Origin of the sequence: Nocardia cyriacigeorgica, assembly GCF_010858045.1 — a bacterium.
Classification (GTDB): Bacteria; Actinomycetota; Actinomycetes; order Mycobacteriales; family Mycobacteriaceae; genus Nocardia; species Nocardia cyriacigeorgica_E.
The window spans coordinates 21,302-46,525 of sequence record NZ_JAAGVC010000025.1 but is presented as its reverse complement, the minus strand read 5'-3'; the positions used below and the strand labels follow the sequence as shown (position 1 = coordinate 46,525).

The 25,224-nt window shown below is 68.4% G+C and carries 25 protein-coding genes and 1 tRNA gene; 13 read left to right on the top strand and 13 right to left on the bottom strand.

All coding sequences use genetic code 11. From position 1 onward, the window contains the following. Nucleotides 1-110 precede the first annotated feature (110 nt). The 8 genes from GV790_RS19900 to GV790_RS19865 all read right to left on the bottom strand — a co-directional run bounded on the left by GV790_RS19900 (nucleotide 111) and on the right by GV790_RS19865 (nucleotide 5,576). Nucleotides 111-926 (bottom strand): NAD(P)H-binding protein, encoded by an 816-nt coding sequence (locus GV790_RS19900; protein ID WP_163814819.1) that lies wholly within the window; start codon nucleotides 924-926, stop codon nucleotides 111-113. Nucleotides 927-956: 30 nt separating this feature from the next. Then, nucleotides 957-1,133, bottom strand: a complete 177-nt coding sequence (locus tag GV790_RS30780) for a hypothetical protein (protein WP_218586444.1) — start codon at nucleotides 1,131-1,133, stop codon at nucleotides 957-959. A gap of 365 nt (nucleotides 1,134-1,498) precedes the next feature. Continuing rightward, nucleotides 1,499-1,879, bottom strand: coding sequence for a nuclear transport factor 2 family protein (locus tag GV790_RS19890; RefSeq protein WP_218586443.1), 381 nt, complete (start codon nucleotides 1,877-1,879; stop codon nucleotides 1,499-1,501). Nucleotides 1,880-1,985: 106 nt separating this feature from the next. After that, entirely contained in the window at nucleotides 1,986-2,480 is a 495-nt protein-coding gene (locus GV790_RS19885; RefSeq protein ID WP_163814818.1) for an allene oxide cyclase barrel-like domain-containing protein, read from the bottom strand. 44 nt (nucleotides 2,481-2,524) lie between these two features. Further along, nucleotides 2,525-3,127, bottom strand: a complete 603-nt coding sequence (locus tag GV790_RS19880; protein WP_163814817.1) for a DoxX family protein — start codon at nucleotides 3,125-3,127, stop codon at nucleotides 2,525-2,527. Nucleotides 3,128-3,140: 13 nt separating this feature from the next. Next, the gene (locus GV790_RS19875) at nucleotides 3,141-4,118 is read right to left on the bottom strand and encodes an RNA polymerase sigma-70 factor (protein ID WP_309139015.1); all 978 of its coding nucleotides are present in this window, start codon (nucleotides 4,116-4,118) and stop codon (nucleotides 3,141-3,143) included. Further along, on the bottom strand, nucleotides 4,115-5,296 hold the full coding sequence (locus tag GV790_RS19870) for an NAD(P)/FAD-dependent oxidoreductase (RefSeq protein WP_256673404.1): 1,182 nt from the start codon (nucleotides 5,294-5,296) through the stop codon (nucleotides 4,115-4,117). Before GV790_RS19870 ends, GV790_RS19875 begins: the two co-directional genes overlap by 4 nt. Nucleotides 5,297-5,499: 203 nt before the next feature. Further along, a tRNA-Arg gene (locus GV790_RS19865) sits at nucleotides 5,500-5,576 on the bottom strand. A gap of 146 nt (nucleotides 5,577-5,722) precedes the next feature. Here GV790_RS19865 and GV790_RS19860 point away from each other — a divergent pair. The 7 genes from GV790_RS19860 (at nucleotide 5,723) to GV790_RS19830 (ending at nucleotide 17,483) form a co-directional block, all read left to right on the top strand. Further along, the gene (locus GV790_RS19860; RefSeq protein ID WP_163814815.1) at nucleotides 5,723-7,762 is read left to right on the top strand and encodes a cytochrome c oxidase assembly protein; all 2,040 of its coding nucleotides are present in this window, start codon (nucleotides 5,723-5,725) and stop codon (nucleotides 7,760-7,762) included. After that, nucleotides 7,759-8,727, top strand: a complete 969-nt coding sequence (locus tag GV790_RS19855) for a threonine/serine dehydratase (RefSeq protein WP_163814814.1) — start codon at nucleotides 7,759-7,761, stop codon at nucleotides 8,725-8,727. Before GV790_RS19860 ends, GV790_RS19855 begins: the two co-directional genes overlap by 4 nt. 297 nt (nucleotides 8,728-9,024) lie before the next feature. Continuing rightward, on the top strand, nucleotides 9,025-9,540 hold the full coding sequence (locus tag GV790_RS19850; protein ID WP_163814813.1) for a single-stranded DNA-binding protein: 516 nt from the start codon (nucleotides 9,025-9,027) through the stop codon (nucleotides 9,538-9,540). Between the two features lie 72 nt (nucleotides 9,541-9,612). Further along, nucleotides 9,613-11,289: an energy-dependent translational throttle protein EttA gene (ettA, locus tag GV790_RS19845; protein WP_036534346.1), complete on the top strand. Its 1,677-nt coding sequence runs from the start codon at nucleotides 9,613-9,615 to the stop codon at nucleotides 11,287-11,289. A gap of 96 nt (nucleotides 11,290-11,385) precedes the next feature. Next, entirely contained in the window at nucleotides 11,386-16,320 is a 4,935-nt protein-coding gene (locus tag GV790_RS19840) for an NAD-glutamate dehydrogenase (protein ID WP_163814812.1), read from the top strand. A gap of 14 nt (nucleotides 16,321-16,334) precedes the next feature. Continuing rightward, nucleotides 16,335-16,790: an acyl-CoA thioesterase gene (locus GV790_RS19835; RefSeq protein WP_163814846.1), complete on the top strand. Its 456-nt coding sequence runs from the start codon at nucleotides 16,335-16,337 to the stop codon at nucleotides 16,788-16,790. A gap of 27 nt (nucleotides 16,791-16,817) precedes the next feature. Continuing rightward, nucleotides 16,818-17,483, top strand: coding sequence for a hypothetical protein (locus GV790_RS19830; RefSeq protein ID WP_163814811.1), 666 nt, complete (start codon nucleotides 16,818-16,820; stop codon nucleotides 17,481-17,483). A 173-nt stretch (nucleotides 17,484-17,656) separates the two neighbouring features. On the opposite strand, the gene GV790_RS19825 is transcribed toward GV790_RS19830, so the two are convergent. Both GV790_RS19825 and GV790_RS19820 read right to left on the bottom strand, forming a co-directional pair. Next, the gene (locus GV790_RS19825; RefSeq protein WP_163814810.1) at nucleotides 17,657-17,974 is read right to left on the bottom strand and encodes an AzlD domain-containing protein; all 318 of its coding nucleotides are present in this window, start codon (nucleotides 17,972-17,974) and stop codon (nucleotides 17,657-17,659) included. Then, complete coding sequence (locus GV790_RS19820; protein ID WP_163814809.1) at nucleotides 17,974-18,639, bottom strand: AzlC family ABC transporter permease; 666 nt, start codon at nucleotides 18,637-18,639, stop codon at nucleotides 17,974-17,976. The genes GV790_RS19825 and GV790_RS19820 overlap by 1 nt, the downstream gene beginning before the upstream one ends. Nucleotides 18,640-18,709: 70 nt before the next feature. On the opposite strand from GV790_RS19820, the gene GV790_RS19815 reads away from it, so the two are divergent. After that, entirely contained in the window at nucleotides 18,710-19,276 is a 567-nt protein-coding gene (locus GV790_RS19815) for a helix-turn-helix domain-containing protein (RefSeq protein ID WP_163814808.1), read from the top strand. A 3-nt stretch (nucleotides 19,277-19,279) separates the two neighbouring features. Here the strand turns inward: GV790_RS19815 and GV790_RS19810 are convergent, their stop codons facing one another. After that, nucleotides 19,280-19,981, bottom strand: coding sequence for an HNH endonuclease (locus GV790_RS19810; protein WP_175585949.1), 702 nt, complete (start codon nucleotides 19,979-19,981; stop codon nucleotides 19,280-19,282). Between the two features lie 207 nt (nucleotides 19,982-20,188). Between GV790_RS19810 and GV790_RS19805 the strand changes: the two genes are divergently transcribed. From GV790_RS19805 to GV790_RS19785, 5 genes are all read left to right on the top strand, one after another. Then, nucleotides 20,189-20,593: a globin gene (locus GV790_RS19805; protein WP_138452949.1), complete on the top strand. Its 405-nt coding sequence runs from the start codon at nucleotides 20,189-20,191 to the stop codon at nucleotides 20,591-20,593. Between the two features lie 16 nt (nucleotides 20,594-20,609). Beyond that, nucleotides 20,610-22,184: a glycoside hydrolase family 13 protein gene (locus tag GV790_RS19800; protein ID WP_163814807.1), complete on the top strand. Its 1,575-nt coding sequence runs from the start codon at nucleotides 20,610-20,612 to the stop codon at nucleotides 22,182-22,184. A 165-nt stretch (nucleotides 22,185-22,349) separates the two neighbouring features. Next, nucleotides 22,350-22,625: an aa3-type cytochrome oxidase subunit CtaJ gene (ctaJ, locus tag GV790_RS19795; protein WP_036534362.1), complete on the top strand. Its 276-nt coding sequence runs from the start codon at nucleotides 22,350-22,352 to the stop codon at nucleotides 22,623-22,625. Beyond that, entirely contained in the window at nucleotides 22,612-23,076 is a 465-nt protein-coding gene (locus tag GV790_RS19790; RefSeq protein ID WP_163814806.1) for a DUF5130 domain-containing protein, read from the top strand. The genes ctaJ and GV790_RS19790 overlap by 14 nt, the downstream gene beginning before the upstream one ends. Before the next feature lie 139 nt (nucleotides 23,077-23,215). Then, nucleotides 23,216-23,638 carry a helix-turn-helix domain-containing protein gene (locus tag GV790_RS19785; RefSeq protein ID WP_163814805.1) on the top strand — a complete coding sequence of 141 codons (423 nt, stop codon included), beginning with the start codon at nucleotides 23,216-23,218 and terminating at the stop codon, nucleotides 23,636-23,638. A gap of 238 nt (nucleotides 23,639-23,876) precedes the next feature. Here the strand turns inward: GV790_RS19785 and GV790_RS19780 are convergent, their stop codons facing one another. Both GV790_RS19780 and GV790_RS19775 read right to left on the bottom strand, forming a co-directional pair. Further along, on the bottom strand, nucleotides 23,877-24,464 hold the full coding sequence (locus GV790_RS19780; RefSeq protein ID WP_163814804.1) for a ClpP family protease: 588 nt from the start codon (nucleotides 24,462-24,464) through the stop codon (nucleotides 23,877-23,879). Beyond that, the gene (locus GV790_RS19775; protein ID WP_163814803.1) at nucleotides 24,461-25,063 is read right to left on the bottom strand and encodes a ClpP family protease; all 603 of its coding nucleotides are present in this window, start codon (nucleotides 25,061-25,063) and stop codon (nucleotides 24,461-24,463) included. The genes GV790_RS19780 and GV790_RS19775 overlap by 4 nt, the downstream gene beginning before the upstream one ends. Nucleotides 25,064-25,224: the final 161 nt, after the last annotated feature.

Sequence of the window (25,224 nt, the reverse complement as noted above, 5' to 3'; positions counted from 1 at the left end):
GCCGGAGCGTGTTCCCGGGGCAGGCGGCTCGGCCGGACGCATCGGCCGGCCGGCCGTTCGAGCGCGAGTCAGCCCGGCGCCCTGGTCACTCATCCGATTCGAGGGCCAGGTCAGCGGAAGGCGTCGGCGTGGTCCGCCGCCCATTGCCCGAACGTGCGCGGCGCGCGGCCGAGGATCTGTTCCACCGTCGGGCGAACGATGGATTCATCGATGGCCCCGTCGACGTAGAAGTCGAAGAAGGCGTCCACGTATTCGACGGGAGTGGTCTCCAGCATGTGGGCGCGCGCCTCATCGTCGGTGAGTTCGAGGCAGGTGAGATCGCGGCCGGTGGCCTCGGCCAAGATCGCCACCTGCTCGGCCGGGGTGAGCGGTTCCGGCCCGGTGGGCCAGAGGATCTCGCCGCGATGGGAATCGGCTCGCAAGACGGTGGCGGCCACCGTGCCGAGGTCCTGCGGATCCAGCGCAGCCGTGCGCACCCGTGGGAACGACACCTGGATCACATCACCGTCGCGCAGCTGCGGCAGCCAGCGCAGGGCATTCGATGCGAACGCGCAGGGCCGCAGAATGGTCCACGCCATCCCGCTCTCGGTGGTCTCCTGCTCGGCGGCCATCATGTAGCGGGTGATCGCGTTGGCGGTGTCACCGGTGGCCGCGGAAACGCCGGAGAGCTGCACGATGTGTTCGACACCGGCCTGCGCGGCCGCCTTCGCCACACCCGGGTAGCCGGGCAGCAGGAACATCGCGCGCACCCCATCGAAGCTCAGTGTCTCGGGCGCGGTGAGATCGCCGGCCACCACCTCCACGCCATCGGGCGCGTCGGTGCCCGAGGCATCGCGCACCAGCGCTCGCACGGGCTCCCCGGCTGCCGTCAGCGCCTTGACGACTTCCGCGCCGACATTGCCGGTCGCTCCTGTCACGAGAATCATCAGCTTCCTATCGTTTTCTTGTCGGTGGGTTCACAGAGTTCGCTGGAAATGGGCGGCGACGGCGTCGACGGCAATGGTGACCTGCGGTTCCTGGTCGTAGAAATCGAACTGGGTGCCCTCGGTCCAGACGATGTCCTCGGACTCGGCCAGACCGGCGTGGAAGCCGCGCGCCGTCGGGGATGGGGGCGTCCTCGTTGTGGCGGCCACCGCCCTCGCTGCCGCCGTAGACCTGCGCACAGATCGTGGCGTCGTGCAGCCACGGCGCCACCAGCGCAAGGGATTTCACGGCGGGGTCGTCGGCGGCGTTGTCGGACATGTACATCGCGGTCGCGCAGATGCCGAGCAGGCGCCGGGCGTAGCGGTCGGCCATCAGCTCCTTGACGCTGGTCCATGTCCCGGCCACCGCCACCCCCGATGCCGGCCCGCCGTGCGCGGGCAGGGTACGGATTGCCGATGAGTTCGACACCGGCGCTGTCGAAGTCGACTTTCACGAACGTCACTCCGTATCACAAATGTCGAAGACGGGTTTCATGGCAGAAGGCCGCGATTGCCGTCGCCCCAGGACGCTGTCATCACCACGCCGCTGATCTTCCAGGCGGCGCCGATGCGTGCCAGGTCGAAGCGGTAGCTGCCGCCGAGGGTCCACAGCGAAGCGCCGAATGCGTCGGAGCTGCGGTGGGTGGCCTGAAGGACGCGGTGCACACCGCACTGTCGCCGTCCACGGTCACCAGGTGATTGCCGAGCAGGTGCTGAGTGGCGTCGAAACCACCCAGGGTTTCGCGCCAGGCGGCCACGATCTGGGCCGGCGTCATCGTGACAGGTTCGCCGCCGTTGAGGCTCGTGTAGTCCAGTCGCACGCTGTCGTGGAAAACGGCTGCGAGCTCGTCCCATTCACGATGGTCGGTGTGCCAGACCATGCGGGTGCAGGTGTCGATGACGTCGAGGCGATCCATATCCCTCATGGTCGCGCCTACGAACCGGCGGGGAAACGGAGATCGCCGCTCGTCGCGAGGCGGCAACCCGCACCCCGCGACATCACGGCCACGGCGATACCCCGGGTCAACGGATGACCTCGGCACGCACGCGCTCGTTCGGGGTTGCGATGTCCCAGAAACGAACGGTGCCGCGCGCACTGCGATACTCGCCGGTGCCGCCCGTGATGGCCATGTCGAGCGGACTCGCACCCCTGGTCCAGGTGGACTGCATGGTCACCGATCCGCGCTCGAGCTCCATCGTGATCACGCACTGCATGAGGACGTGATCGCCGTCGACCCGCAATGTCTGGCACGAGCCGCCGCCCTGTCCTACGGTGCGTCCGTCCTGTATCGCGTTGCCGGAGAAGACATCCATATCGCCGAGACTCGGCCCCGACGGACCGAGATCGAGAGCTTCGTATCCGATGTTCTGTACCTGGAGTTCGATGACGTCGACCTGCTCCCCGGCTGGTCGCTCCGGGTCGTCTGTCGTGCTACAGCCGCCCACGGCGGCGACGATGAGCGCCGCGGCGGCGAGGCGCGTGAGTACCGTTGTGGCGCGAGTGTGCTTGACGCGCATGCGTTTTCTCCATAGTTCTGCTCGTGACAGGTTGGTCATGTTCTTCATCGCTGTTGCTCGTCGACCCAGCCGCGCTCGACGGCCCAATCGCTGGTTATGTCGGCCGTGACGGGCAGCGTCAGCAGCGAGATGGCGGACAAGGCGGCGACGAGCCCGATCGACGCGACCCATTCGCGGGTCCGCGGCCGATGCGCCGGGTCAGGGCCTGCGGCTCGCCGGTCGGCCGGCCGCAGCGCCCACGACGCGAACGCGAACGCGAGGAACATCAGCGGTGGCGCCCACGACACCGGTCCGTCGCCGAGCGCCAGATACGACACCGCGGCGCCCGCCCACAGGAAACAGACACCCGCGTACGCCCACTCCTTGAGCAGCCCGAAACCGGGAACCGCGATCGTGACGGCGGCGGCGAGGTGACACCCGCCGAGGATGTAGGCGAAGTAGTCCGGGTATCCGAGGTGGTCCAGCTGGTCTTCCATCCAGTCGATGGTCAATAGGTCCCACGCCGCTCCGGCGAACAGCTCGCAGAGGATGACGAAGGTGGTGGCCCAGTAGGCGATGAGTCGGCGCCGACTACTGCCGGTCGGTATGACGACGGCGGCCGCCGGCCGGTCGGCCGCGTGTTGTCGGGTTTCGGTGGGAGTGTGCATCGCGGTTTACCTGTCACATCGATTCGTGGTGTGGAGTGGTGAGCCCGGTGCGTGTGTCATCGGCTGCCTGCCCTGCGGTAAGGCCGGGTTCCCGCTGCCGGCTGAGCCGGCGCGGCACGGTCACCGAGAGCAGCTTGTCCGGATTGCGGATGGCATAGATGTTGGTGATCTCGTCGTCGGTGATCTCGAACAGGAATACCCCCTCCAGCCGGTCGCCGCGGTAGGCGACCAGCGCGGGCGCGCCATTGCAATGGGCCGTCTCGATCCGCAGGCTCGGCAGCGCCCGCCCCCTGTGGAAGAGATTCACCAGGCGGGCGGCCACCGTCTGCCCGCCGACCACCGGATGGCGTGCCGCGGCGGCCTTGCCACCGCCGTCGGCGATGAGGGTGGCGTCCTTCGCCAGTAGCGCGAGCAGTCCGTCCATATCGCCGGTCATGGCCGCCGCCATGAACTGCTGGGTGATCCGGGCCGCGGTAGCGGTGTCGGCGGGTTCGAAACGCCTGCGCCTGGCCTGTACGTGCTTGCGGGCACGGTGCACGGCCTGCCGCACCGTCGGCACCGATTTGCCTACCGCCGAGGCGATATCGTGGTGCGAGAAGCCGAATACCTCACGCAGTACGAACACCACGCGTTCGTCGGGTGTGAGCGTTTCGAGGATCACGAGCATCGCCATGGACACCGATTCGGCGAGTACCACGTCGGCCGCCGCGTCGTTCTCGTCGAGCAGCACGGGCTCGGGCAGCCAGGGGCCGACGTAGTCCTCGCGCCGTCGCACGCTGGCCCGCAAGGCGTTGAGCGATTGACGGGTCACCAGCCGCGCGAGGTAGGACTTGGTGTCTCGTACCGTCGCCAGGTCGACGTCGGCCCATCGCAGATAGCTGTCCTGTAATACGTCGTCGGCCTCGATCGCCGAGCCGAGTACTTCGTAGGCAATCGTGAACAGCAGCGGCCGCAGCAGGGTGAACCGCTCGGCGTGCTCGTCGGCGGTCACGGCGACGTGACTTCCTGTGCCGCGACCGGACGCTCGGGCCTGGCACCGCCCTTCGGCCACCTCAGCGAACCGGGCTTGCGGGCCTCGCGGCGAACCTTCGACACCCCGAGCCCGGCGGTCAGCTCCTTGATCGCCGCTCCGGGGCGGCCGCCGATGTAAGCCTTCACCGGGGTGTCGTCCTTGCGGGCGAGTTGGCGCACGCCGCTGCGCCGACCCAGGCTGACGCATGCCCCGGAAAACGCCACGCTGACCACCGCTGGTTCGGTTCCGGCGAGGCGGCTCAGCACGGTGTCGACCGCCTGTGCGCCCAGTGGCCCGGCGGCATAGGAACTCATGCGCAGCGGCACTCCCGACGGCGCCGCGGCATCGCCCGCCGCAACCACTCTGTCGTCGTCGAGGCTGGTCAGCGTCTCATCGGTGAGCAGTCGGCCGAGCGAGTCGGTGCGCAGCCCGCTGGCTCGGGCCAGCTCGGGCACGCCGAAGCCGGCTGCCCAGATGGTGATCGCGCTCGACCGCACGGCACCGCCGCCGAGGGCGACCGCGTCCGGTCGGACCTCGGCCACCTCCTCGTTGTCGAGTACACCGACACCGCGCCGGGACAGCCATGCGGCGATGGACCTGCGCCCCGGCGCACCGAACGTCGGTGCCAGGGCCCCGCCGCACACCAGGGTGACCGTGCGGCCGCGTTCGGCCAGTTCGGCAGCGGTCTCGATGCCGGTCAACCCGCCGCCCACCACGGTGATCGGAGCGTCGAGCGGCACCTCGTCGAGCCTCGCGCGCAGCCGCTGGGCGGGCTCGAACTCGGCCAGGGAGAAGGCGAATTCGGCCGCGCCCGGCACGGACGGCATCGTCGCGGTGCTTCCGACCGCGTAGACGAGGTAGTCGTAGTCCAGCGTGCTCCCGGACTCCAGTTCGACCTGGTGGGCAGCGGTATCGATGCGGGTGGCTCGGTCGACGACCAAGCGAACCTCGTCGGCCAGCAGCGTGCCGTAGTCGACCTCGGCCTCGCCGGTACCGGCCACGAACTGGTGGAGCCGGACCCGGTCGACGAATCTCGCGCGCGGGTTGACCAGGGTGATGTCCAGGCCGGGGCGCACCCGCAGCCGGTTGGCGGCCAGCGCCCCGGCGTAGCCACCGCCGACTACGACGACCTTGTTCGATGTGCTGTGTTCAGACATGCCTCCAAGACACCGTGGCCGGTCGAAACGTGACACGTCGAGATGTGACGTGCCGCACATCGGGGCGGTGTTCCACGAGGAGATCGGCATCGCCGGGGACGTCCGCGTCGAAGCTTTCGCCGTTCGGACTGTCCCTTGGTGTTTGTGCCGGAGGAGGTCTGGGTACTACCGCGGTGACCCGCAATCGGCAGGCCACCGCGGACTGGCGCCCCCGGCAGGAATCGAACCTGCGACCTAGGGATTAGAAGGCCCTTGCTCTATCCAACTGAGCTACGGAGGCAGTGGGTTCCACCATGGCCGACTTCGGTCGTGGTGTCCAGCGGAAAAGTATAGCGACCGTCCAGCTCTGGTGAGGGGGTGCGCGGGAGGGGAGTGAGGCGCCGGGCCGGGCACGCCGGGTCGGCGCTGCCGACTACCCTCAGTCGTATGTCGTCACCGCAAGGCCCGTCCACCGACACCGCTGCCGAGGTCTCTCGGCCGGGCACGGGGACGACCTTCGCGGCGCTGGGTGTGCTGGCCGGTGCGATCACCGCGGTCGTCGCCGCGCTGGTGGTCGGGCTGTCGGCGGCCGAGGCGCTGACCTTGCTCGGCATCCCCGACCCCGGGCCCATGACCACCTACGGCATGCCCGCGGTCCGCGCGCTGTCGGACCTGTTCGCGGCGCTGACCGTCGGTTCGCTGCTGTTCGCCGCGTTTCTCATCCCTCCGCAATCGAGCGGCCTGCTCGATGTGGGCGGCTATCGCGCGGTGCGCAGGGCCTCGAATATGGCCGTGGCCTGGGCCTGTTGCGCCGCACTGCTGGTGCCGCTGACGGTGTCCGACACCACCGGCCGCCCCGTCGGTGAGGTACTCGCGCCGACGGAACTGTGGGGCGCGATCGATCAGGTCGCGCTGGCCGGTGCGTGGCGGACGACGGTGATCTTCGCGTTGATCGTCGCGGTGGGCTGCCGCCTGGCGCTGCGCTGGGGCTGGACCCCGGTGCTGTTCGGCGCGGCGATCGCCACCATGATGCCGCTGGCCTTCACCGGCCACTCCTCCTCCGGCGGGTCGCACGACGTCGCCACCAACAGCCTGATCCTGCATCTGATCTCGGCCGCTGTCTGGGTGGGCGGACTCTTCGCGGTGCTGGCGCACGCGCTGCGTGATGGCACCCACACCGAGATCGCCGCGCGCCGATTCTCCGGGATCGCGACGGTGGCGTTCATCGTCATCGCGGCCAGCGGTGTGATCAATTCCTGGGTGCGGGTGCCGCTGGATGAGTTGTTCACCAGCACGTACGGCCGGCTGGTGCTGGCCAAGGCCGCCGCGCTCGTCGTGCTCGGTGTGTTCGGCTTCTTCCAGCGCCGGGCGGCGCTACCCGCCCTGGCCGCCGATCCGAAGGACCGTTCCGCGCTGATCCGCTTCGCGGCGGTCGAGGTGCTGATCTTCGCCGCGACGATCGGCCTGGCCGCCGGACTCGGCCGCACTCCGCCACCACCGCCGCGCAGCGTGCCGACCCCGGTCGAGGTGGAACTCGGCTACGAACTGGCCGGACCGCCTACCGTGACGCGGCTGCTGTTTGATTGGCGCTTCGACCTGATCTTCGGAACCGCGGCGATCGTGCTCGCCGTGCTGTATCTGCTCGGGGTGCGGCGGCTGCGCGCGCGTGGCGACGCGTGGCCGATCGGGCGAACCATTGCCTGGCTGTCGGGATGTGTGATCTTGCTGTTCACGACCTCCTCGGGGGTCGGCAGGTACATGCCCGCCATGTTCAGCGTGCACATGGGTGCGCATATGGCGTTGTCGATGCTGGTGCCGATCCTGCTGGCGCTCGGCGGCGCGGTGACCCTGGCGCTGCGTGCGCTGCCGCCGGCCGGGCGCGGCGGTGTGCCGGGTCCGCGCGAATGGATCCTGGCGGCGGTGCACAACCCGGTGTCGCGGGCGCTGACCCAGCCGGTGGTGGCCTCGGTGATCTTCGTCGGCGGCTTCTACGCCCTCTACCTGGGCGGCATCTTCGACAACTTCGTCGACTCGCACGCCGCGCACCTCTTGATGAACCTGCACTTCCTGCTCAGCGGCTACCTCTTCTACTGGGTCGTGATCGGCATCGATCCCAAGCCACGGCAGGTGCAGCCGCTGACCAAACTGGGCATGGTGTTCGGTTCGCTGCCGTTCCATGCCTTCTTCGGCGTCGCCCTGATGAGCACCACCACGGTGCTCGGCGGCTGGTTCTACCGCAGCCTCGGGCTGGACTGGAATACCGACCTGCTCGGCGATCAGCGCACCGGCGGCAGCCTGGCCTGGGCCAGCGGTGAAGTGCCGCTGGTGGTGGTGATGCTGGCGCTGCTGATCCAGTGGTCGCGCAGTGATCAGCGACTGGCCCAGCGCACCGACCGGGCCGCCGAACGCGATCACGACGCGGACCTCGCGGCGCACAATGCCATGTTCGCCGAACTCGCCCAACGCGACCGGGCGGTACGCAAATGACCGATCAGAAGACGTCCTCGCCACGGCAACGGCCGTTCGCCCGGGTATATCGCTCGGATGTGCGCGCGGCCCGCAGGCGGCTGGCCGGGCGGATCCGCCGCACACCGGTCTTCCACACCACGGTGACCGGCCCGGCCGGACCGGTGCCGGTCACGCTCAAGCTCGAGCACCTGCAGCACGGCGGCACCTTCAAGGCCCGCGGCAGCTTCAACGCGCTGCTGGAATCGGGCGAAGATATCGAGCACGTCGTCATCGCCTCCGGTGGCAACGCGGGGATCGCCGCGGCACTCGCGGCCGCGGCCCTCGGCAAGACGTGCACGGTGGTGGTTCCCGAGTCGGCGCCGCACACGAAGGTGGCTGCCATGTGGTCCTACGGGGCCGAGGTGCTCTGGCACGGCACCACCTACGCCGAGGCGTACGGCTACGCGAGCGAACTGGCGGTCGAACGCGGTGCGCTGCAATTGCATGCCTATGACCTGCCCGCTGTGGTCTCGGGCGCCGGCGTGGTCGGGCTCGAAATCGAGGAGCAGGTCCGTGGCCGTCCGCCGGTGCTGGTGGCCGTTGGCGGCGGCGGCCTGGTCGCCGGTATCGCCGCCGCGCTCGGACGCAGGCAGCGGGTGATCGGCGTGGAGCCGGAAGGGGTGCCGACGCTGCACGCGGCGGTGGCCGCGGGACGCCCGGTCGAGGTCGAGGTGTCCAGCATCGCGGCCGATGCGCTCGGAGCCTCACGGATCGGCGATATCGCCTTCGATATCGCCCGCCGCTACGACGTGGGATCGGTGCTGGTCACCGACGATGCCATCGCGGACGCGCGGGAATACCTGTGGCGGGAGTTCCGCCTGGTGGTGGAGCTGGCCGGGGCGACGGCGCTGGCCGCGATCCGCAGCGGGGTGTATGTGCCGGCGGCGGGGGAGCGGCCGGTGGTGGTGCTGTGCGGGGCCAACACCGATCTGACCACGTTCTAGGCGCATCCGGCAGCGCCGAGCTCGTTGTCGTGAGATTCGGCATCGGGCGGTTGTGCGCGATACGCGCGGCCATGCGGAGCTGCCATCGTGCGGAACACCGGCTGTTCACAGCGGTCCGAGTTATCCACAAGCGCGGATTTCGCTCTGTCGTCGGTGCCGGTTCGGGCGCATGCTGGGGACGTTGCTCGCGCAGCTCATCCGCCATCGGGGCGGAGGGCCATCGGGTCTCCCGTCAGGCGAGCGACATGCGACCGGCACAGCGTCGGGCGCCCGGGGAGTCGACGAAGGGGTGGACACATGTACGAGGCGATATCGACGGTGGTGGGGACCGTGGTCACGCAGCCGGTCACCAGGGAACTGCCGGGCGGAGAGCAGGTGCTGACCTTCCGGATGGCGAGCACCTCCCGCAGGCTCGACCGCGGCTCCGGCGAATGGGTGGACAACGGGACGTTGTTCCTGACCGTGAGCTGCTGGCGCAAGCTGGTCGCGGGCGTGGACGCGTCCATCGGCCGCGGCGATCCGATCATCGCCTACGGCCAGCTGCGGACCAACGAATACCGCACCCGGGACGGCGTCGACCGGCGCGATCTGGAGATGCGGGCCAGCGCCGTCGGCCCGGATCTGTCCAGGTGCACGGCAGTGGTGCACCGCTGGCGGCATGCCGCGAATGCCGAGGAGGCCGGGATGGGGAATACTGCTGGGCACTCAGGCGCTGATGGTCGAGAGCACGGGGGCGACGGGCAGCAGGTGGACGCGGAGATCTCCGCGCAGGCACCGCCCCGGACTCCCGACCACGAACCCGTCGACGCCTGACGCACCTGCGCGCCGAGCGTGGGCGCTGGCTCTGCTTCGATCCATCATTCCTCGCACCGATAGGCTTTGCTCATGGCTGAGTTCATTTACCAGATGAAGAAGGTTCGTAAGGCGCACGGCGACAAGGTCGTGCTCGACGATGTCACCTTGAACTTCCTTCCCGGCGCCAAGATCGGTGTCGTCGGCCCCAACGGCGCCGGTAAATCCAGCGTGCTGAAGATCATGGCCGGACTGGACCAGCCGAACAACGGCGATGCGTTCCTCGCCCCCGGCGCGACCGTCGGCATCCTGCAGCAGGAGCCGCCGCTCAACGAGGAGAAGACGGTGCGCGGCAACGTCGAGGAGGGCCTCGGCGAGGTCAAGGTCAAACTCGACCGTTTCAACGAGATCGCCGAACTCATGGCCACCGACTACTCCGACGAGCTCATGGAAGAGATGGGCAAGCTGCAGGAGTACCTCGACCACGCCGACGCCTGGGATATCGACTCCCAGCTGGAACAGGCCATGGACGCGCTGCGCTGCCCGCCGCCGGACGAGCCGGTGACCAACCTCTCCGGTGGTGAGCGTCGTCGTGTCGCGCTGTGCAAGCTGCTGCTGAGCAAGCCCGATCTGCTGCTGCTCGACGAGCCGACCAACCACCTCGACGCCGAGAGCGTGCTCTGGCTCGAACAGCACCTGGCCTCCTACCAGGGCGCCGTGCTGGCCGTCACCCACGATCGGTACTTCCTCGACAACGTCGCGCAGTGGATCCTCGAGCTCGACCGTGGCCGCGCCTACCCGTACGAGGGCAACTACTCCACCTATCTGGAGAAGAAGGCCCAGCGTCTCGAGGTGCAGGGTAAGAAGGACCAGAAGCTGCAGAAGCGCCTCAAGGATGAACTCGCCTGGGTGCGTTCCGGGGCCAAGGCCCGCCAGGCCAAGAACAAGGCACGTCTGGGTCGCTACGAGGAAATGGCCGCCGAGGCCGAGAAGCACAGGAAGTTGGACTTCGAGGAGATCCAGATTCCGGCCGGCCCGCGTCTGGGCAACGTGGTGGTCGAGGTGGAGCACCTGGACAAGGGCTTCGGCGATCGTCAGCTGATCAAGGATCTGTCGTTCACGCTGCCGCGCAACGGCATCGTCGGCGTCATCGGTCCCAACGGTGTCGGTAAGACCACGCTGTTCAAGACGATCGTGGGGCTCGAGCAGCCCGACAGCGGCGAGGTGAAGGTCGGCGAGACCGTCAAGCTGAGCTACGTCGACCAGAACCGCGCAGGCATCGACCCGAAGAAGAACGTCTGGCAGGTCGTCTCCGACGGGCTCGACTTCATCGAGGTCGGCAATCAGGAGATGCCCTCGCGCGCCTACGTCAGCGCGTTCGGCTTCAAGGGCCCGGACCAGCAGAAGCCGGCGGGTGTGCTCTCCGGTGGTGAGCGCAACCGCCTGAACCTGGCGCTCACCCTGAAGCAGGGCGGCAACCTGATCCTGCTCGACGAGCCGACCAACGACCTCGACGTCGAGACGCTGAGCTCGCTGGAGAACGCGCTCGAGCAGTTCCCCGGCTGCGCCGTTGTCATCTCCCACGACCGGTGGTTCCTCGACCGCACCTGCACCCACATCCTGGCCTGGGAAGGCGACGCCGACAACGACGCCAAGTGGTTCTGGTTCGAGGGCAACTTCGAAGCGTACGAGGCGAACAAGATCGAGCGCCTCGGCCCGGAAGCCGCACGGCCGCATCGCGTCACCCACCGGAAGCTGACTCGCGGGTAACCGCAAAGCTTTTGCCCCTACCTTCCGGGTGCGGGACTAGTGTCGAGACCGGCGTCACTTTGTTGCGGAACCGAATCCGAGGGAGTTGGCGAAAACATGACGGTCTCGTCGGAATTGTCCGGTGCGGCGTGGGTCGCGGGGGTGCCGCAACCGTTGCGCGGCGATCTCGCGGCGCTGGAAGAGGCATACTTCCGTCACGTCGACGCGGGCGATGTGGACTGCGCGATCACCGGGATCACCCAGATCTTCCGCAGGCATCTGGAACTGGCGATGACGCGCAGTCCGGGCCGGGCCCTCGTCCGGGTGTATCACCCCGACGACGGGTCCGGTCTCGGCGCCGCGGTCCAGGTGGTCACCGATGACATGCCGCTGCTGGTGGAGTCGATCACCTCGTCGCTGAGCCGGATGGGAGTCAGCGTCAGCGAGGTGATCCATCCGATCTTCGAGGCCGAACGCGACACCGACGGCCGCCTGATCGACGCCAAACCGCATGAGGTGGACGCCAACGGCGAACCCGGTCTGCGGGAGAGCTGGATGCATCTGCAACTGCATCCGTCCACCAGCCGGGCGGTCCTCGACCGGGTCGAGGCGTCGATGCCGGTGGTCGTGGACGACGTGCGTCAGGTCATCGGCGATACCGCCGCGATCCGGACGGCCCAGAGCACACTGGCCGACGAGCTCGATCGGGCGGCGACCGCCGCAAAGGCGCCGTTTCCGGCGGTCGACCTGACCGACTGCGCGAATCTGTTGCGCTGGTTGGCCAGTGGTCATTTCACGGTGCTCGGTTACGCCAGGTACCGCGAGGCCGCCGACGATGACGCGCGCCCCGAGGTGGTGCCGGATTCGTGCCTCGGCGTGCTGCGTCCTGGCGTCGGCACCGATTTCGACGTCCCGGCCATCACCGGGGAGCAGCCACTGCTCATGCTCACCCAGGGACTCGTGCCCGCCACCGTGCACCGATCGGTATATCCGTACTTCGTCGGCGTCGCCGATCTCGACGAGAGCGGCGAGGTCGTCGGGCAGCATTTGTTCATCGGGGTCTTCACGGTGACCGCCGTGCACGAGAACGTGCTCGACATCCCGGTGATCTCGCGGCGGGTGCGGTCGGCGATCGAGGACAGCGGCTTCGATCTGGATTCGTTCTCCGGGCAGGGGATGCTCGAGGTCATCCAATCATTCCCGCGCACCGAACTGTTCTCCTCCGATACCGAGACACTGCGACGCACCGCGACCGCGGTATTGAACGTCAGGCTGCGCAGGCAGGTGCGGTTGTTCATGCGCGCGGACGGCTTCGGCCGATTCGTCGCGTGCATGGTGTACCTGCCGCGCGACCGCTACACCACCGCGGTGCGGCTGGAGATGCAGGAAATCCTGGTCCGCGAATTGGGCGGCGTGTCGATCGACTACTCCGCGCGGGTGAGCGAAAGTGAGCTCGCCAGTGTGTATTTCACCGTGCGCATGCCCGAGGCCGAGGCCGGCGCGCAGGGGCAGCTGCCCGCGTCGGCGGATACCTCCGAAGAGAACAGGCTGCGCATCCAGCGGTTGCTCGATGCCGCCAGCCATACCTGGGACGATCACCTCGACGATGCGGTCAGCACGTCGACCGTGCTCGACCCTGGCGTGGTCGATCGCTACGCCGACGCCTTCCCCGAGGGCTACAAGCAGGATTTCGCACCCGCCAGGGCACTGGCCGACATCGCGCGTCTGGAGCACCTCACCGAGGGCGATATCGACCAGCATCTGTATCGCCAGCCCGACGCGGCGCCGGGCTCGTGGCGATTCAGCCTGTACATCGGTGGCACCGGCGTCTCATTGAGCCAGGTGCTGCCCGTGCTGCAAAGCCTCGGTGTGGAGGTGGTGGACGAACGTCCGTACCAGATCCAGCTCGACACGGCGACCGGCGAGACCGGCGGCGAACGCTGGATCTACGATTTCGGCCTGCTGGCCCGGGCGGAGCTGCTGCGCAGCGCGCTCGATGCGGATCTCGACGCCGAACTCATGGAATCGGCCACTCGTTCCGACGCGCTCGATGCCGAGGCCGGCGGCTTGCGCGCGCGTTTCGTGGAAGCCTTCGCCGCGGTGTGGTACGGCCGTGCCGAAGCGGATGGGTTGAACGAGCTCGTGCTGCGCGCCCGGATGCCGTGGCGCGAGGTGGCCATTCTGCGTACCTACGCCAGGTACCTGCAGCAGGCCGGTTTCCCGTACAGCCAGACCAACATCGCCCGCGTGCTGCTCAACTACCCGGAGGCGGCGCGGCTGTTCACCGATCTGTTCGCGGCGAAATTCGACCCCGACGCCCATTCCACGGAGCGGGCCGCTGAACTGGAGACGCAGGTCCGCACCCAGATCGACCAGGTGGTGAGCCTGGATGCCGACCGCATCCTGCGCGCCATTCTCGGCCTGATCTCGGCGACACTGCGCACCAATTACTACGTCACCGGCGACGACGGCCGGGCGCGCGACTACATCTCGATGAAGGTCGAACCGCGGGAAATCGCCGAATTGCCCAAGCCGCGGCCACAATTCGAGATTTTCGTGTATTCGCCGCGGGTGGAGGGTGTGCATCTGCGGTTCGGTGCGGTGGCACGTGGTGGTTTGCGGTGGTCGGATCGGTTGGAGGATTTCCGGACCGAGATTTTGGGTTTGGTGAAGGCGCAGGCGGTGAAGAATGCGGTGATCGTGCCGGTGGGTGCCAAGGGTGGTTTCGTGGTGAAGCAGCCGCCTGCGGCCACCGGGGATGCGGGTGCTGATCGTCAGGCGATGATGGCCGAGGGTGTGGCCTGCTACCGCACGTTCATCTCCGGCCTGCTCGACGTCACCGACAATGTCGACCTGGCGACCGGTGCGGTGTTGCCGCCTGCGCGGGTGGTGCGACGCGACGGCGACGACACCTACCTCGTCGTCGCGGCCGACAAGGGCACGGCCACCTTCTCCGACGTGGCCAACGAGGTGGCCAAGAGCTACGGTTTCTGGCTGGGTGACGCCTTCGCCTCGGGTGGGTCGGCGGGTTACGACCACAAGGCGATGGGTATTACCGCTCGGGGTGCGTGGGAGAGTGTGAAGCGGCATTTCCAGGAGATGGGGATCGATACGCAGGCCGAGGATTTCACGGTGGTGGGTATCGGTGATATGTCCGGTGATGTGTTCGGTAACGGGATGTTGTTGTCGGAGCACATTCGCCTGGTGGCGGCGTTCGATCATCGGCATATTTTCTTGGATCCGAATCCGGATGCGGCGTCGTCGTTTGCCGAGCGGCGGCGGATGTTCGAGTTGCCGCGGTCGTCGTGGGCCGATTACGACACGTCGCTGATCAGCGAAGGCGGCGGCGTCTGGGACCGCACGGTGAAATCGGTGCCGATCAGCCCACAGGCCAGACAAGCGCTCGGCCTGGCCGACGAGGTGACGGCACTGTCGCCGCCCGAGCTGGTCCGCGCCATCCTGCTCGCACCCGTGCAGCTGCTGTGGAACGGTGGCATCGGCACCTACATCAAGGCCAGTACCGAATCCAATGCCGACGTGGGCGACAAGTCCAACGATGCGGTCCGCGTCGACGGAAACCAGCTGCGGGTCAACGTCATCGGTGAAGGTGGCAACCTCGGCGCCACCGCGCTCGGGCGCATCGAGTTCTGCCGCAACGGCGGCAAGATGAACACCGACGCGCTCGACAATTCCGCGGGTGTGGACTGCTCCGACCATGAGGTCAATATCAAGGTGCTGCTCGATGGCGTGGTGAGCGCCGGGCTGCTGCCGGACTCCGAGCGCAATCCGCTGCTGGCTTCGATGACCGACGAGGTCGCGCAGATGGTGCTGCGCGACAACGTCTCGCAGAACTTCCTGATGGGCCTGTCGCGCTCGGACGCGCCGCGCATGCTGAATGTGCACCGCCGGGTGATCGACGATCTGGAGCAGCGCCGCGGCCTCGACCGTGAGCTCGAGGCACTGCCCTCGGAACCGGAGATGAAGCGCAGGCATGAGGAAGGCACCGGCCTGACCTCCCCGGAGCTGGCCAACCTGCTGGCGCACGTGAAGCTCGCGCTCAAGGGCGATCTGCTCGAGTCGGATCTGCCCGACATGGCCTACTTCGCCACCCGGCTGCCCGAATACTTCCCGTCTCCGTTGCGTGGACGCTTCGGCACGGCGATCAAGAAGCATCGGCTGCGCCGGGAAATCCTCACCACCATGATCGTCAACGAGGTGGTCGACTACGGCGGAATCACCTACGCCCATCGGCTGAACGAAGAGGTCGGCGCCACCGCGAGCGATTCGGTGCGTGCGTTCACCGCCGTTACCGAGATCTTCGGGCTGCACGATATCTGGGCCAGGATCCGCACCGCCGACACCTCTGTCGCGATCCGGGACGAACTCGAGCTGGAAACCAAACGCACGCTGGACCGGGCCTCGCGCTGGCTGCTCACCAACCGGCCGCAGCCGATCGCGGTCGGCGCCGAGGTCAACCGCTACAGCCGCGGTGTTCGCGAGCTCGCCCCCAAGGTCCCCGGCTGGCTGCGCGGCCACCACGTGACGTCGCTGACCGATCGGAGCGCCGAACTGATCGCCCACGGGGCACCCACCGACCTCGCGACCGAGGTCTACGGGCTGCTGAATCTGTTCCCGTTGCTCGATGTGATCGATATCGCCGATATCACCGATCGCACCGGCGATGAGGTGGGTTCGCTCTACTACGCGCTCAACGAGCACCTGAAGATCGATTGGCTGCTCGAGGCCGTCAGCCACCTGGAACGCGGCGATCGCTGGCACGCTCTTGCCCGGCTGGCGTTGCGCGACGACATGTACAGCTCGCTGCGCTCGCTCACCCTCGATGTGCTCTCCGGCGGCGACCCGGAAGAGACCGCGGACGAAAAGATTGCATACTGGGAGTCGAAGAACCAGTCTCGGCTCGGGCGTGCCCGGGCCGCGCTGTCGGAGTTGTTCGAGTCCGGCACCCACGACCTGGCCACGCTGTCGGTCGCCGCGCGGCAGGTGCGCAGCATGGTCAGTGGGGCGGGAACCCAGTCGGAGGTATCACGGTGACGAGTGTCGGATCGCTGAACGGCAATCCGCAGGCGAGGGACACGGTCGTCCTACCCAAGCGCTTTCATGCCAAGGTCGATATCCGGTGGTCGGATATGGATGCGTTCCAGCACGTCAACCACGCGCGGATGGTGACGCTGCTGGAAGAGGCGCGCATCCCGTGGCTGTTCGAAGACGATCGCCCCACCGCGGCCCTGCGGCAGGGCTGCGTCCTGGCCGACCTGCATGTCCGCTATCGCGGGCAGCTCCGGCACGAGGACACTCCGCTCGATATCGCGATGTGGATCGAGCAGCTGCGCGCGGTCGACTTCACGGTGGCCTATGAGGTGCGCGCCGCGGGTGCCGCTCCCGACTCGCCGCCCGCGGTGGTCGCATCGACCCAGCTCGCCGCTTTCGATATGGACACCCAGCGGTTGCGCAGGCTGACCACCGATGAGCGCGACTATCTCGCGCAGTGGATGAGTGAGTGACCGGCGCACGGTGATCGTCGGTCTGTGATGTCCGAACAACGGGTCTTGTACGTCGGCGATCCGGCCGAACGGGAGAACCTCGCGACCTTCCTCGGCCGTGCCCTCCGGCTGGATCCGGCCGTTGTCGTGCGGCTGCGTCGCCGGGGCGAGCGGTGGGTGTCGGCATGGGTGGCGACGGGCTTCGAGGCGCTCGCGGTGCGGACGGTGGTCGCCGAACTGGGCGTCGACGATGTCACCGTCGGTGCCGATGCGGTGCTGGCCGGGCTTTCTTCCGGTAGCCCGATCGACCTCGGCTACTCGATGGATTCGGCCTGGCGTGGCGCCCTCCCGCCGGCCAGCGGCTTCGCCCATGTCGACGATGTGCCCGCCCGCACCCTCGTCGAACTCGCCGAACAGGGCGCCGACCTCGCCAAGGAGCACGGCTCCGGGCACGGACCGCCCGCTGCCCTGCTGGACCAGACGGTGCTCACGGTGTCGGGCGGTGCGGTGCAGGTGCAGGTGCCGATGCGCGTCGTCTTCGCCCTCACCGCCATGGACTTCATCCCGCATTCGGGTGATCGCGCCGAATCGCGCCGGATTCCGCCCGACGAGATCGTGCGGGTGCGCTCCAGCACGACGTGGCTGCGCCTGGACGCCCGCTATGGTTCGGTCGCCCGCCGCCTCGGTGGCGGTCTGCCACTCACCCCGCGCTAGCCGGGCCGCCGCGGCTGTCCGGACGCGGTAGCCGGCGGGTGGGACAAGTGCCGACCACCCGCGAGGTCACCGACCTCGGGGTGGAGGTCGGCCGGGCGGCGATAGGCACAGCGCACTCGACCGCCGCGGCTTGGATGGTCGGATCGGCGCCGTATCGAGAGGCGCCCGCCCGCTCAGGCGATGCCGACCGCCCGCAACACCGCCGTGGTCCCCGCGGCGGCGACGATGACCACCAGCAAGGGACAGCGCAGCCAGGCCAGTATCCCTCCCACCAGCACGCCCGCCGGTAAGGCCCACCCGAATTCGCTCCCGAACGGCAGCGCGGTGGTAGCCACCAACGCCGCCAGCAGGATCACGGCACCGATCTCGAGCAGCCGGGCCGCTCGCGGCGGAAAGCGGATCCGGTTGCGTAGCGCGGGCCCCGCCCAGCGGAGCAGATAGGTGCCGACGGCCATGGTGAGCATGGCGGGAACCAGGAGCGGCGAACCCATCACAACGCTCCCACCGCGACGATCAGCCCGGCCAGCGCGATCAGCACCGGCAGGCCGGCCGGGACGAACGGCGTTGTGAGAACGGCCAATCCGGCGCCGACGCCGGCCGCCCGCAGGGTCACCCGATCGCGCAGGGCGGGCAGGATCAGGGCGAGCAGGACCGCCGGAAAGACCGCATCCAGGCCGAACGCCGCGGTATCGGGCACGATGCTGCCGATGACTGCTCCGGCCAGTGCGCCGAGCGGCCAGCACACCGCGATGCCGAGGCCGCACAGCCAGTAGGCCGACCGCCGCCGTTCCAGATCGCCCGGAGCCAGCGCGAACGCGACGCTCTCATCGACCATCAGATGCACGCCGAGCAGCCGTCGTGCGCCGGAGCGGAAGACGTCCGGCATCGACAACCCGTACGGCAGGTGCCTCGCGTTCACCAGCAGACCGGCCGACGCCGCAGCGAGCGGGCCCGCCCCCGCGGTGAGAATCCCGAAGAACAGGAACTCCGAACCGCCTGCCAGCACCGTCGAGGCGAGAACCACCGGCATCCACATCGGGAATCCGGCGCCGACCACGGCCGCACCGTAGGAAATGCCGATCATCGCGGCGGCCACGGAGGTCGCCGCGATACTGGTCCGGAGATCCCGGTCCAGTGTTCGCCATATCGAACGCATGTCGTTTATATTGAACGCCGCGGACCGGATCCGTCAACGAGCGGACAAGTACCGACAACGGGAGTGTGGGATGGCGGCAGAAGATCCGGCGGTGGCGCCGAAAGCGGTGATCGCCGCGTCGCTACGCAGGGAGCGTACCCGTGCGGGGTTGTCGCTCACCGAGGTCGCCAACCGGGCGGGCATCGCGAAATCGACGCTGTCGCAATTGGAGTCGGGGACCGGGAACCCAAGTCTGGAAACGTTGTGGGCCTTGTGTGTCGCCCTCGATATGCCGTTCTCGCGGCTGCTCGACCCGCCGCGACCGAGTGTGCGGGTGATCCGGGCAGGCGAGGGGCCCGTGGTCGCCGCCGCGGAGTCGGAGTATCGGGCCACTCTGCTCTGGGCCGGCCCGGCCGACACGCGCAGCGATCTGTACCGGATCACCGCCGAACCCGGCGAGCCGCGCCGGTCGGAAGCGCACATGCGGGAATCGGTCGAGCACATCCTGCTCGGTGCCGGACGCGCTCTCGTCGGACCGGCGGATGCGCCCGCGGAACTCCGGCCCGGCGATTACATCAGTTATCCGGGCGACGTTCCGCATCTGTTCGAGGCGCTGGAACCGGGCACCTGGGCGACCCTGGTGGTCGAATACCACTGACCGTTATGCGGCGCCTTCGCCCAGATACTGCAACCACACCGGATCCAGCTCGGTGACGGTCGACAGCAGCCGCCAGTGCGGCCCCTTCGGCGACACCAGCGGGGCGCGCAAGGTCCACCCCAGCTCGCTGAGCAGTTTGTCGGCTTTGCGGTGATTGCAGGGTGCGCAGCTGGCCACGCAGTTCTCCCAGCTGTGCTCGCCGCCGCGGCTGCGGGGGACGACGTGGTCGATGGTCTCGGCTTTACCGCCGCAGTAGCCGCAGCGGTAACGGTCGCGCTGCATGAGGGCGGCGCGGGTCATCGGGACGCGGGCCCGGTAGGGGACGCGGACGTAGGTGCGCAGGCGGATCACCGACGGAATGGTGAGCGAGGATCCGGCCGAATGCACGATCGGGCCCTCGGGGTCGTGGTGAACGGTGTCGGCCTTATCGCAGATGAGCAGCACCACGGCGCGACGCGCGGACAGCGCGGTCAGCGGCTCGTAGGTGGCGTTGAGGAGCAGGACGCGGCGTTTGAGCCAGTTGTTGGTGGGTGTGGGCAGTGGGGTCGGCGCGGTGTCGGCGCGATGATGATCGCGGTGCGCCCCGGAATGATGATCGGACAACAAGTGCAGCGGAGTAGCCCCCGACCCACGGTTGTGGACGTCGGCGGGCTGGAGTTGTCGGTGCGCCCTCGCCTCCTGTGATCGGGCGTGTCGCTGCTTCATGTCGACCCCAATTTCTGCGTTCCAAGATCATGTGGTATCTCGCCGGAGACTGCCACCAAGTTGACCACGGAATGCGGGCCGGTGCACGGTGATTTAACACAATGTCGGGTTAACTGTGGCTGAAGAGCCATCGGGCCGCGATGTGCGCGAGCAGGCCGGTGCGCGGGCACAATGGAGCGCGGCGCATCCAGCGAATCGAGAGGGTCTATGACTTCGGGCGAGCACACAGCGACGTCGTTCTACGAGGCGGTCGGCGGCGAGGAGACCTTCCGCCGGATCGTGGCCGCGTTCTACCGCGAGGTAGCCGCCGACGAGGTGCTGCGCCCGCTGTACCCCGAGGAGGACCTCGGGCCCGCCGAGCGGCGGTTGCGGATGTTCCTGGAGCAGTACTGGGGCGGGCCGCGCACCTACAGCGACGAGCGCGGGCATCCCCGCCTGCGGATGCGGCACATGCCGTTCACGATCGGTCCGGTGGAGCGCGACGCCTGGTTGCGCTGCATGCGGATCGGGGTGGCCGAGATCGAGCCGGAGGTGCTCGACGACGAACACCGCAAGGCGCTGCTCGACTACCTGGAGATGGCCGCGAACTCGCTGATGAACGCGACCTGGTGAGCGCGGCGGGGTGGACATGAACACTGCGTCGGGCCCGTGGTGGGAGGCCGCGGTCTTCTACCAGGTCTATCCGCGTTCTTTCGCCGATTCCGACGGCGACGGTGTCGGTGATCTCGGCGGGGTGCGGGCCCGGCTGGATTATCTGGAACGCCTCGGCGTGGACGCGCTGTGGATCTGCCCGGTGATGCGTTCGCCGATGGCCGACGGCGGTTACGACGTGTCCGACCCGCGCGATATCGACCCGCTCTTCGGCGGTATGCCTGCCCTCGATGCGCTGATCGCGGCCGCGCACGCCCGCGATATCAAGGTCACGATGGATCTGGTGCCCAATCACACCAGTGACGCGCATCCCTGGTTCCGCGCCGCGCTCGCCGCCGCGCCCGGTAGCCGGGAGCGCGCCCGCTACATCTTCCGCGACGGTCGCGGCCCGGACGGTGAGCTGCCGCCCAACAACTGGCCGAGCATCTTCGGCGGCCCGGCCTGGACCAGGATCGTCGAGGCCGACGGCAGGCCAGGCCAGTGGTATCTGCATCTGTTCGCCGCCGAACAACCCGACCTGAACTGGGACAACCCCGAGGTGATCGCCGATTTCGAGCAGACCCTGCGGTTCTGGCTCGACCGCGGCGTCGACGGTTTCCGCATCGACGTGGCACATGGCATGGCCAAACCGGACGGCCTGCCCGATATGGAACGCGTCGATACCAGGATGTTGATCCACGACGACTCCGATCCGCGATTCAACAACCCCGGCGTGCACGACATCCACCGCCGCATCCGCCGCGTACTCGACGACTATCCGCACGCGGTGTCCATCGGCGAGGTGTGGGTCGACGACAACGTGCGCTTCGGCGAATACGTGCGCCCCGACGAACTGCACCTCGCCTTCAACTTCCGGCTGGCCGAGACCCCGTTCGACGCCGACGCCATCCGCCACGCCGTCGAGAACTCCCTGCTCGCCGTGGTCCCGGTCGGGGCGACGCCCACCTGGACGTTGTCCAACCACGACATCGAGCGAGAGGTCACCCGCTACGGCGGCGGCGAACTCGGGGTCGCCAGGGCACGGGCGATGATCCTGCTCGAACTCGCGCTGCCGGGCGCGGTGTTCATCTACAACGGCGCCGAACTGGGCCTGCCCAATGTCGATGATCTGCCCGACGAGGTGCTGCAGGATCCGGTCTGGGAACGCACCGGGCACACCGAGCGCGGGCGGGACGGGTGCCGGGTGCCGATTCCCTGGGAAGGGTCCGCCCCGCCGTTCGGGTTCACCGCGGCGGCGCGATCATGGCTGCCGATACCGGCCGACTGGGCCGAGCTGACCGTGGCCGCCCAGCTCGATCGCAGCGGGTCGACCGTCGAGCTGTACCGCGACGCCATCGAGCTGCGGCACAAGCGTCCGGAGTTCGACGGCGCCGGACTGGAGTGGATGCCCGCCGCACCCGGAGTGCTGATGTTCCGTCGCCCGGGCGGACTCGTCTGCGTGCTCAACAGTTCCGCAGCCGCGATCGAGCTGCCCGACCGAGAGACGATCCTGCTCAGCACACCCCTCGTCGACGGGTTGCTCGCCCCGAACTCCGCCGCCTGGCTGATCTGAGTCCTGGCCACCGGACAACCAGGCAACAGTGCAGCTCAGTGCCGGTCGTCGGGCGCTGAGCCGGCGCCGGCCGACGTCGTCGCGAATGCCGCGGAAATGCCTGGTCGAGGCGCAAAAGGCTGACCGATCGATGAACTACTACAGAGCATCGTCTACCTTTGAGCTGTGAGCATTCTCGAGACAGTGCTGATCTTCGTCGGCATCCCGCTGGTGATCTACGGCGTGATCGCCGGATTGTCGTTTCTCGGTAAGCCGCTGCCCGGCGAGAAGCCGGTCCACTACGACCTGAGCAAGAAGTGGACCTCCGAGCCGGTGCTGTGGAGTGCGACCGACGAGGTGACCGTGTACGGGCACCACATTGCTGATTCGCATGGTCACCATGCGGCTATCGAAACCGCGGACGCGGAGCTGATCGGAGGCAGGGCAAGTGGCAGGTTCTAAGTGGCCCGCGGTGGTCGAATCCGAACTACCGCACGGATACGCCCTGATGAGCAGTGGCCGGGTCTCCGGCGTGCACGAGGCGGGCGACGTCTTCAAGGAAGCTCCCTTCAGCAATGAAGAGCGCCTGCTCATGGACAACGTGCTGACCGAGGCGACGCGCGCCACCAAGGTGCGGTTCAACGTCTTCATCGGTGATCTGGGCGCCGACCCGACCGCCGGCGCCGACGCGATCTTCCCGGTGACGCCGGAGGCGAACCGGTCGGTGCTCATCGCCGTCTCGCCCAACGATCGCGCCGTCGAGGTGCGTTCGGGCAAGGACGTCGCCGACCGCGCCAACGACCGCGTCTGCCAGCTCGGCGTCACCGCCGCATTGAGCTCGATGCGTCAGGGCCAGCTCATCGACGGCCTGGTCTCGGCCGTTCGGGTGATGGCCGCCGCCATCGGCCGCTGACTCGACACCTCCCGCACCCCTGCCTTCCTGGCGCGTTTTGCGCCGGGATCGGCAGGGGTGCGGTGCGTCGAGGGCCGGGAGTTGTCCGCCCAGAGCGTAATTCGTCGGCCCGGCGCGCGGGCGGCGGTACGCTCCGGCTATGAGCGAGCATCCGAGGCTGCATGCCATTCCCGGAGGACGCGACCAGCGCCACGCCCCGCCGCCGGAGCGATCCGAGGGTGAACCGCTGTGGCGTGAGGTGCTCGGAACCCGGTTGCGCGCGCTGCGGCAGGAACAGCAGGAGACCCTGGCCGAGACCGCGGGCCGCGCTGGTGTCTCGCCGCAATATCTGTCCGAAATCGAACGCGGCCGCAAGGAGCCATCGAGCGAGATGATCGCCGCCCTGGCCGGAGCGCTCGGCACCTCGCTGGCCGAGTTGGCCGGTGAGGTCGCGGAGACGCTGGGCCGTCGCCGGATACTGCGCCCGGCCGGGGAGCTCGGTCGCCGCCAGGTCGGGCACGAGCCCGCCGCCCCGACCGCGATGGTTTCCACTACGCCCCGGGTCCTGCTGCTCGCCGCCTGAGCGCGCAGCCGACAGGCGTCTCCCACGCCGTCCGAGCGCGCCCGCGGCCGGCTCGAGTGTTTCGGCCGGAGGCCCGCACACTCGGCTGAATGCCGGTGGCCCCGACGTGCCGGCCGTGCCTCGTCGGCGGCATCGAACAGCACCGCGGCCACCACCGGCACTCGCCGCTGCCGGCGTCCCGGCGAGCGCAGGCCGGTAGCCGGGGCACCGTCGCAGCGAGCCCGCTCGGCCCACCGACTCACCTGGCCCGCAGCACCTGATCCACCAGCCCGTAGTCCACCGCGGCCGCCGCCGTGAACACTCGGTCGCGATCGGTATCGCGACGCAACGTCTCGGCCGGCCTGCCGGTGTGGTCGGACAGGATCGACTCGATCTCGGCGCGCATGCGCACCAGCTCATCGGCTTGCAGGATCAGATCGGGGATCGCGCCCTGGCCCCGGGCGGCCGGCTGATGCAGCACCACCCGCGCGTGCGGCAGCATCGAACGCCTGCCCGCCTCGCCCGCGGCCAGCAGCACCGCCCCGACCGCGATGGCCTGCCCGACGCACGTGGTCGCGACCGGCGCCTTGATGAACCGCATGGTGTCGTAGACCGCGAGCATCGCGGGCAGTTCGCCGCCCTCGCAATTGATGTAGAGGTTGATCTCCTGTTCCGGGTTCTCCGACTCGAGGTGCAGCAACTGCGCGATGAGCGCGTTGGCCACCCCCGAATCGATCGGCGTGCCGAGGTAGACGATGCGTTCGGCCAGCAGATGCGAGTAGACGTCCATGATCCGCTCGCCCCCCGGCTGGCGGGCGATCACATTGGGAATGGTGTAGGTGGTCATGAGATTCCGATCTTCTGGCGCTGCGGAACCACCTGGCCGAACGAGTCGACGATGTGGTCGATGAACCCGTACTCCTTGGCCTGCGCGGCGGTGAACCAGCGGTCGTGCAATGAGTCCTCGTAGATCCGCTCATAGGGCTGGCCGGTGTCGGCGGCGATGAGCCCGAGCACGGTCTCCACGGTGTGGCGCAGGTCGTCGGCCTGCACTTCGACCTCGACGGCGCTGCCGCCGATCCCGGCCGAACCCTGATGCATCAGGATCCGGGCATGCGGGAGCGCGAACCGCCGTCCCGGATCGCCGGCCGAGAGCAGGAACTGCCCGGCGCTGCACGCCAGCCCGAGGGCGAGGGTGGAGATCTCGCAGGGCACCAGCCGCATGACGTCGCGGATGGCGAGCATCGCGGGCACCGAGCCGCCGGGGGAGTGGATCCACAGCGAGATCCCGGCGTCCGGATCCTCGGCCGCGAGGGTGAGCATCTGCGTCATCAGCAGCGTGCCGTTGTCGTCGTCGAGGCCACCGTCGAGAACGAGGATGCGCCTGCCGAAAAGTTGTTCGCGGGCCCGCCAGCTGAACAGCGGAGCCTTCTCATCGTGTGCCATGGCTCCACGGTGCCGCGCGGCGGGCCGGAAATCTCGCGACGCTGCTGTAGGCAGATCTGCTCACAGCAGCGAGCGCAGGTGAACGCGGAAAAGGCCCGGACCCAACGGGATCCGGGCCTGGCCCAGCGCTGCGTCGGCCGGCGGGTGGCAGCGAGCCGACC

Excerpts from the sequence above, each read along its gene's own strand:
- GV790_RS19830 (WP_163814811.1), top strand. The coding sequence starts at position 16,818 with ATGTCCGAACAACGGGTCTTGTACGTCGGCGATCCGGCCGAACGGGAG.
- GV790_RS19900 (WP_163814819.1), bottom strand. The coding sequence starts at position 926 with ATGATTCTCGTGACAGGAGCGACCGGCAATGTCGGCGCGGAAGTCGTC.
- GV790_RS19820 (WP_163814809.1), bottom strand. The coding sequence starts at position 18,639 with ATGCGTTCGATATGGCGAACACTGGACCGGGATCTCCGGACCAGTATC.
- ettA (WP_036534346.1), top strand. The coding sequence starts at position 9,613 with ATGGCTGAGTTCATTTACCAGATGAAGAAGGTTCGTAAGGCGCACGGC.
- GV790_RS19825 (WP_163814810.1), bottom strand. The coding sequence starts at position 17,974 with ATGGGTTCGCCGCTCCTGGTTCCCGCCATGCTCACCATGGCCGTCGGC.
- GV790_RS19840 (WP_163814812.1), top strand. The coding sequence starts at position 11,386 with ATGACGGTCTCGTCGGAATTGTCCGGTGCGGCGTGGGTCGCGGGGGTG.
- GV790_RS19885 (WP_163814818.1), bottom strand. The coding sequence starts at position 2,480 with ATGCGCGTCAAGCACACTCGCGCCACAACGGTACTCACGCGCCTCGCC.
- GV790_RS19860 (WP_163814815.1), top strand. The coding sequence starts at position 5,723 with ATGTCGTCACCGCAAGGCCCGTCCACCGACACCGCTGCCGAGGTCTCT.
- GV790_RS19890 (WP_218586443.1), bottom strand. The coding sequence starts at position 1,879 with ATGGATCGCCTCGACGTCATCGACACCTGCACCCGCATGGTCTGGCAC.
- GV790_RS19780 (WP_163814804.1), bottom strand. The coding sequence starts at position 24,464 with ATGACCACCTACACCATTCCCAATGTGATCGCCCGCCAGCCGGGGGGC.
- GV790_RS19870 (WP_256673404.1), bottom strand. The coding sequence starts at position 5,296 with ATGTCTGAACACAGCACATCGAACAAGGTCGTCGTAGTCGGCGGTGGC.
- GV790_RS19785 (WP_163814805.1), top strand. The coding sequence starts at position 23,216 with ATGAGCGAGCATCCGAGGCTGCATGCCATTCCCGGAGGACGCGACCAG.
- GV790_RS19775 (WP_163814803.1), bottom strand. The coding sequence starts at position 25,063 with ATGGCACACGATGAGAAGGCTCCGCTGTTCAGCTGGCGGGCCCGCGAA.
- GV790_RS19855 (WP_163814814.1), top strand. The coding sequence starts at position 7,759 with ATGACCGATCAGAAGACGTCCTCGCCACGGCAACGGCCGTTCGCCCGG.
- GV790_RS19805 (WP_138452949.1), top strand. The coding sequence starts at position 20,189 with ATGACTTCGGGCGAGCACACAGCGACGTCGTTCTACGAGGCGGTCGGC.
- GV790_RS19880 (WP_163814817.1), bottom strand. The coding sequence starts at position 3,127 with ATGCACACTCCCACCGAAACCCGACAACACGCGGCCGACCGGCCGGCG.
- GV790_RS19850 (WP_163814813.1), top strand. The coding sequence starts at position 9,025 with ATGTACGAGGCGATATCGACGGTGGTGGGGACCGTGGTCACGCAGCCG.
- GV790_RS19810 (WP_175585949.1), bottom strand. The coding sequence starts at position 19,981 with ATGAAGCAGCGACACGCCCGATCACAGGAGGCGAGGGCGCACCGACAA.
- GV790_RS19800 (WP_163814807.1), top strand. The coding sequence starts at position 20,610 with ATGAACACTGCGTCGGGCCCGTGGTGGGAGGCCGCGGTCTTCTACCAG.
- GV790_RS19815 (WP_163814808.1), top strand. The coding sequence starts at position 18,710 with ATGGCGGCAGAAGATCCGGCGGTGGCGCCGAAAGCGGTGATCGCCGCG.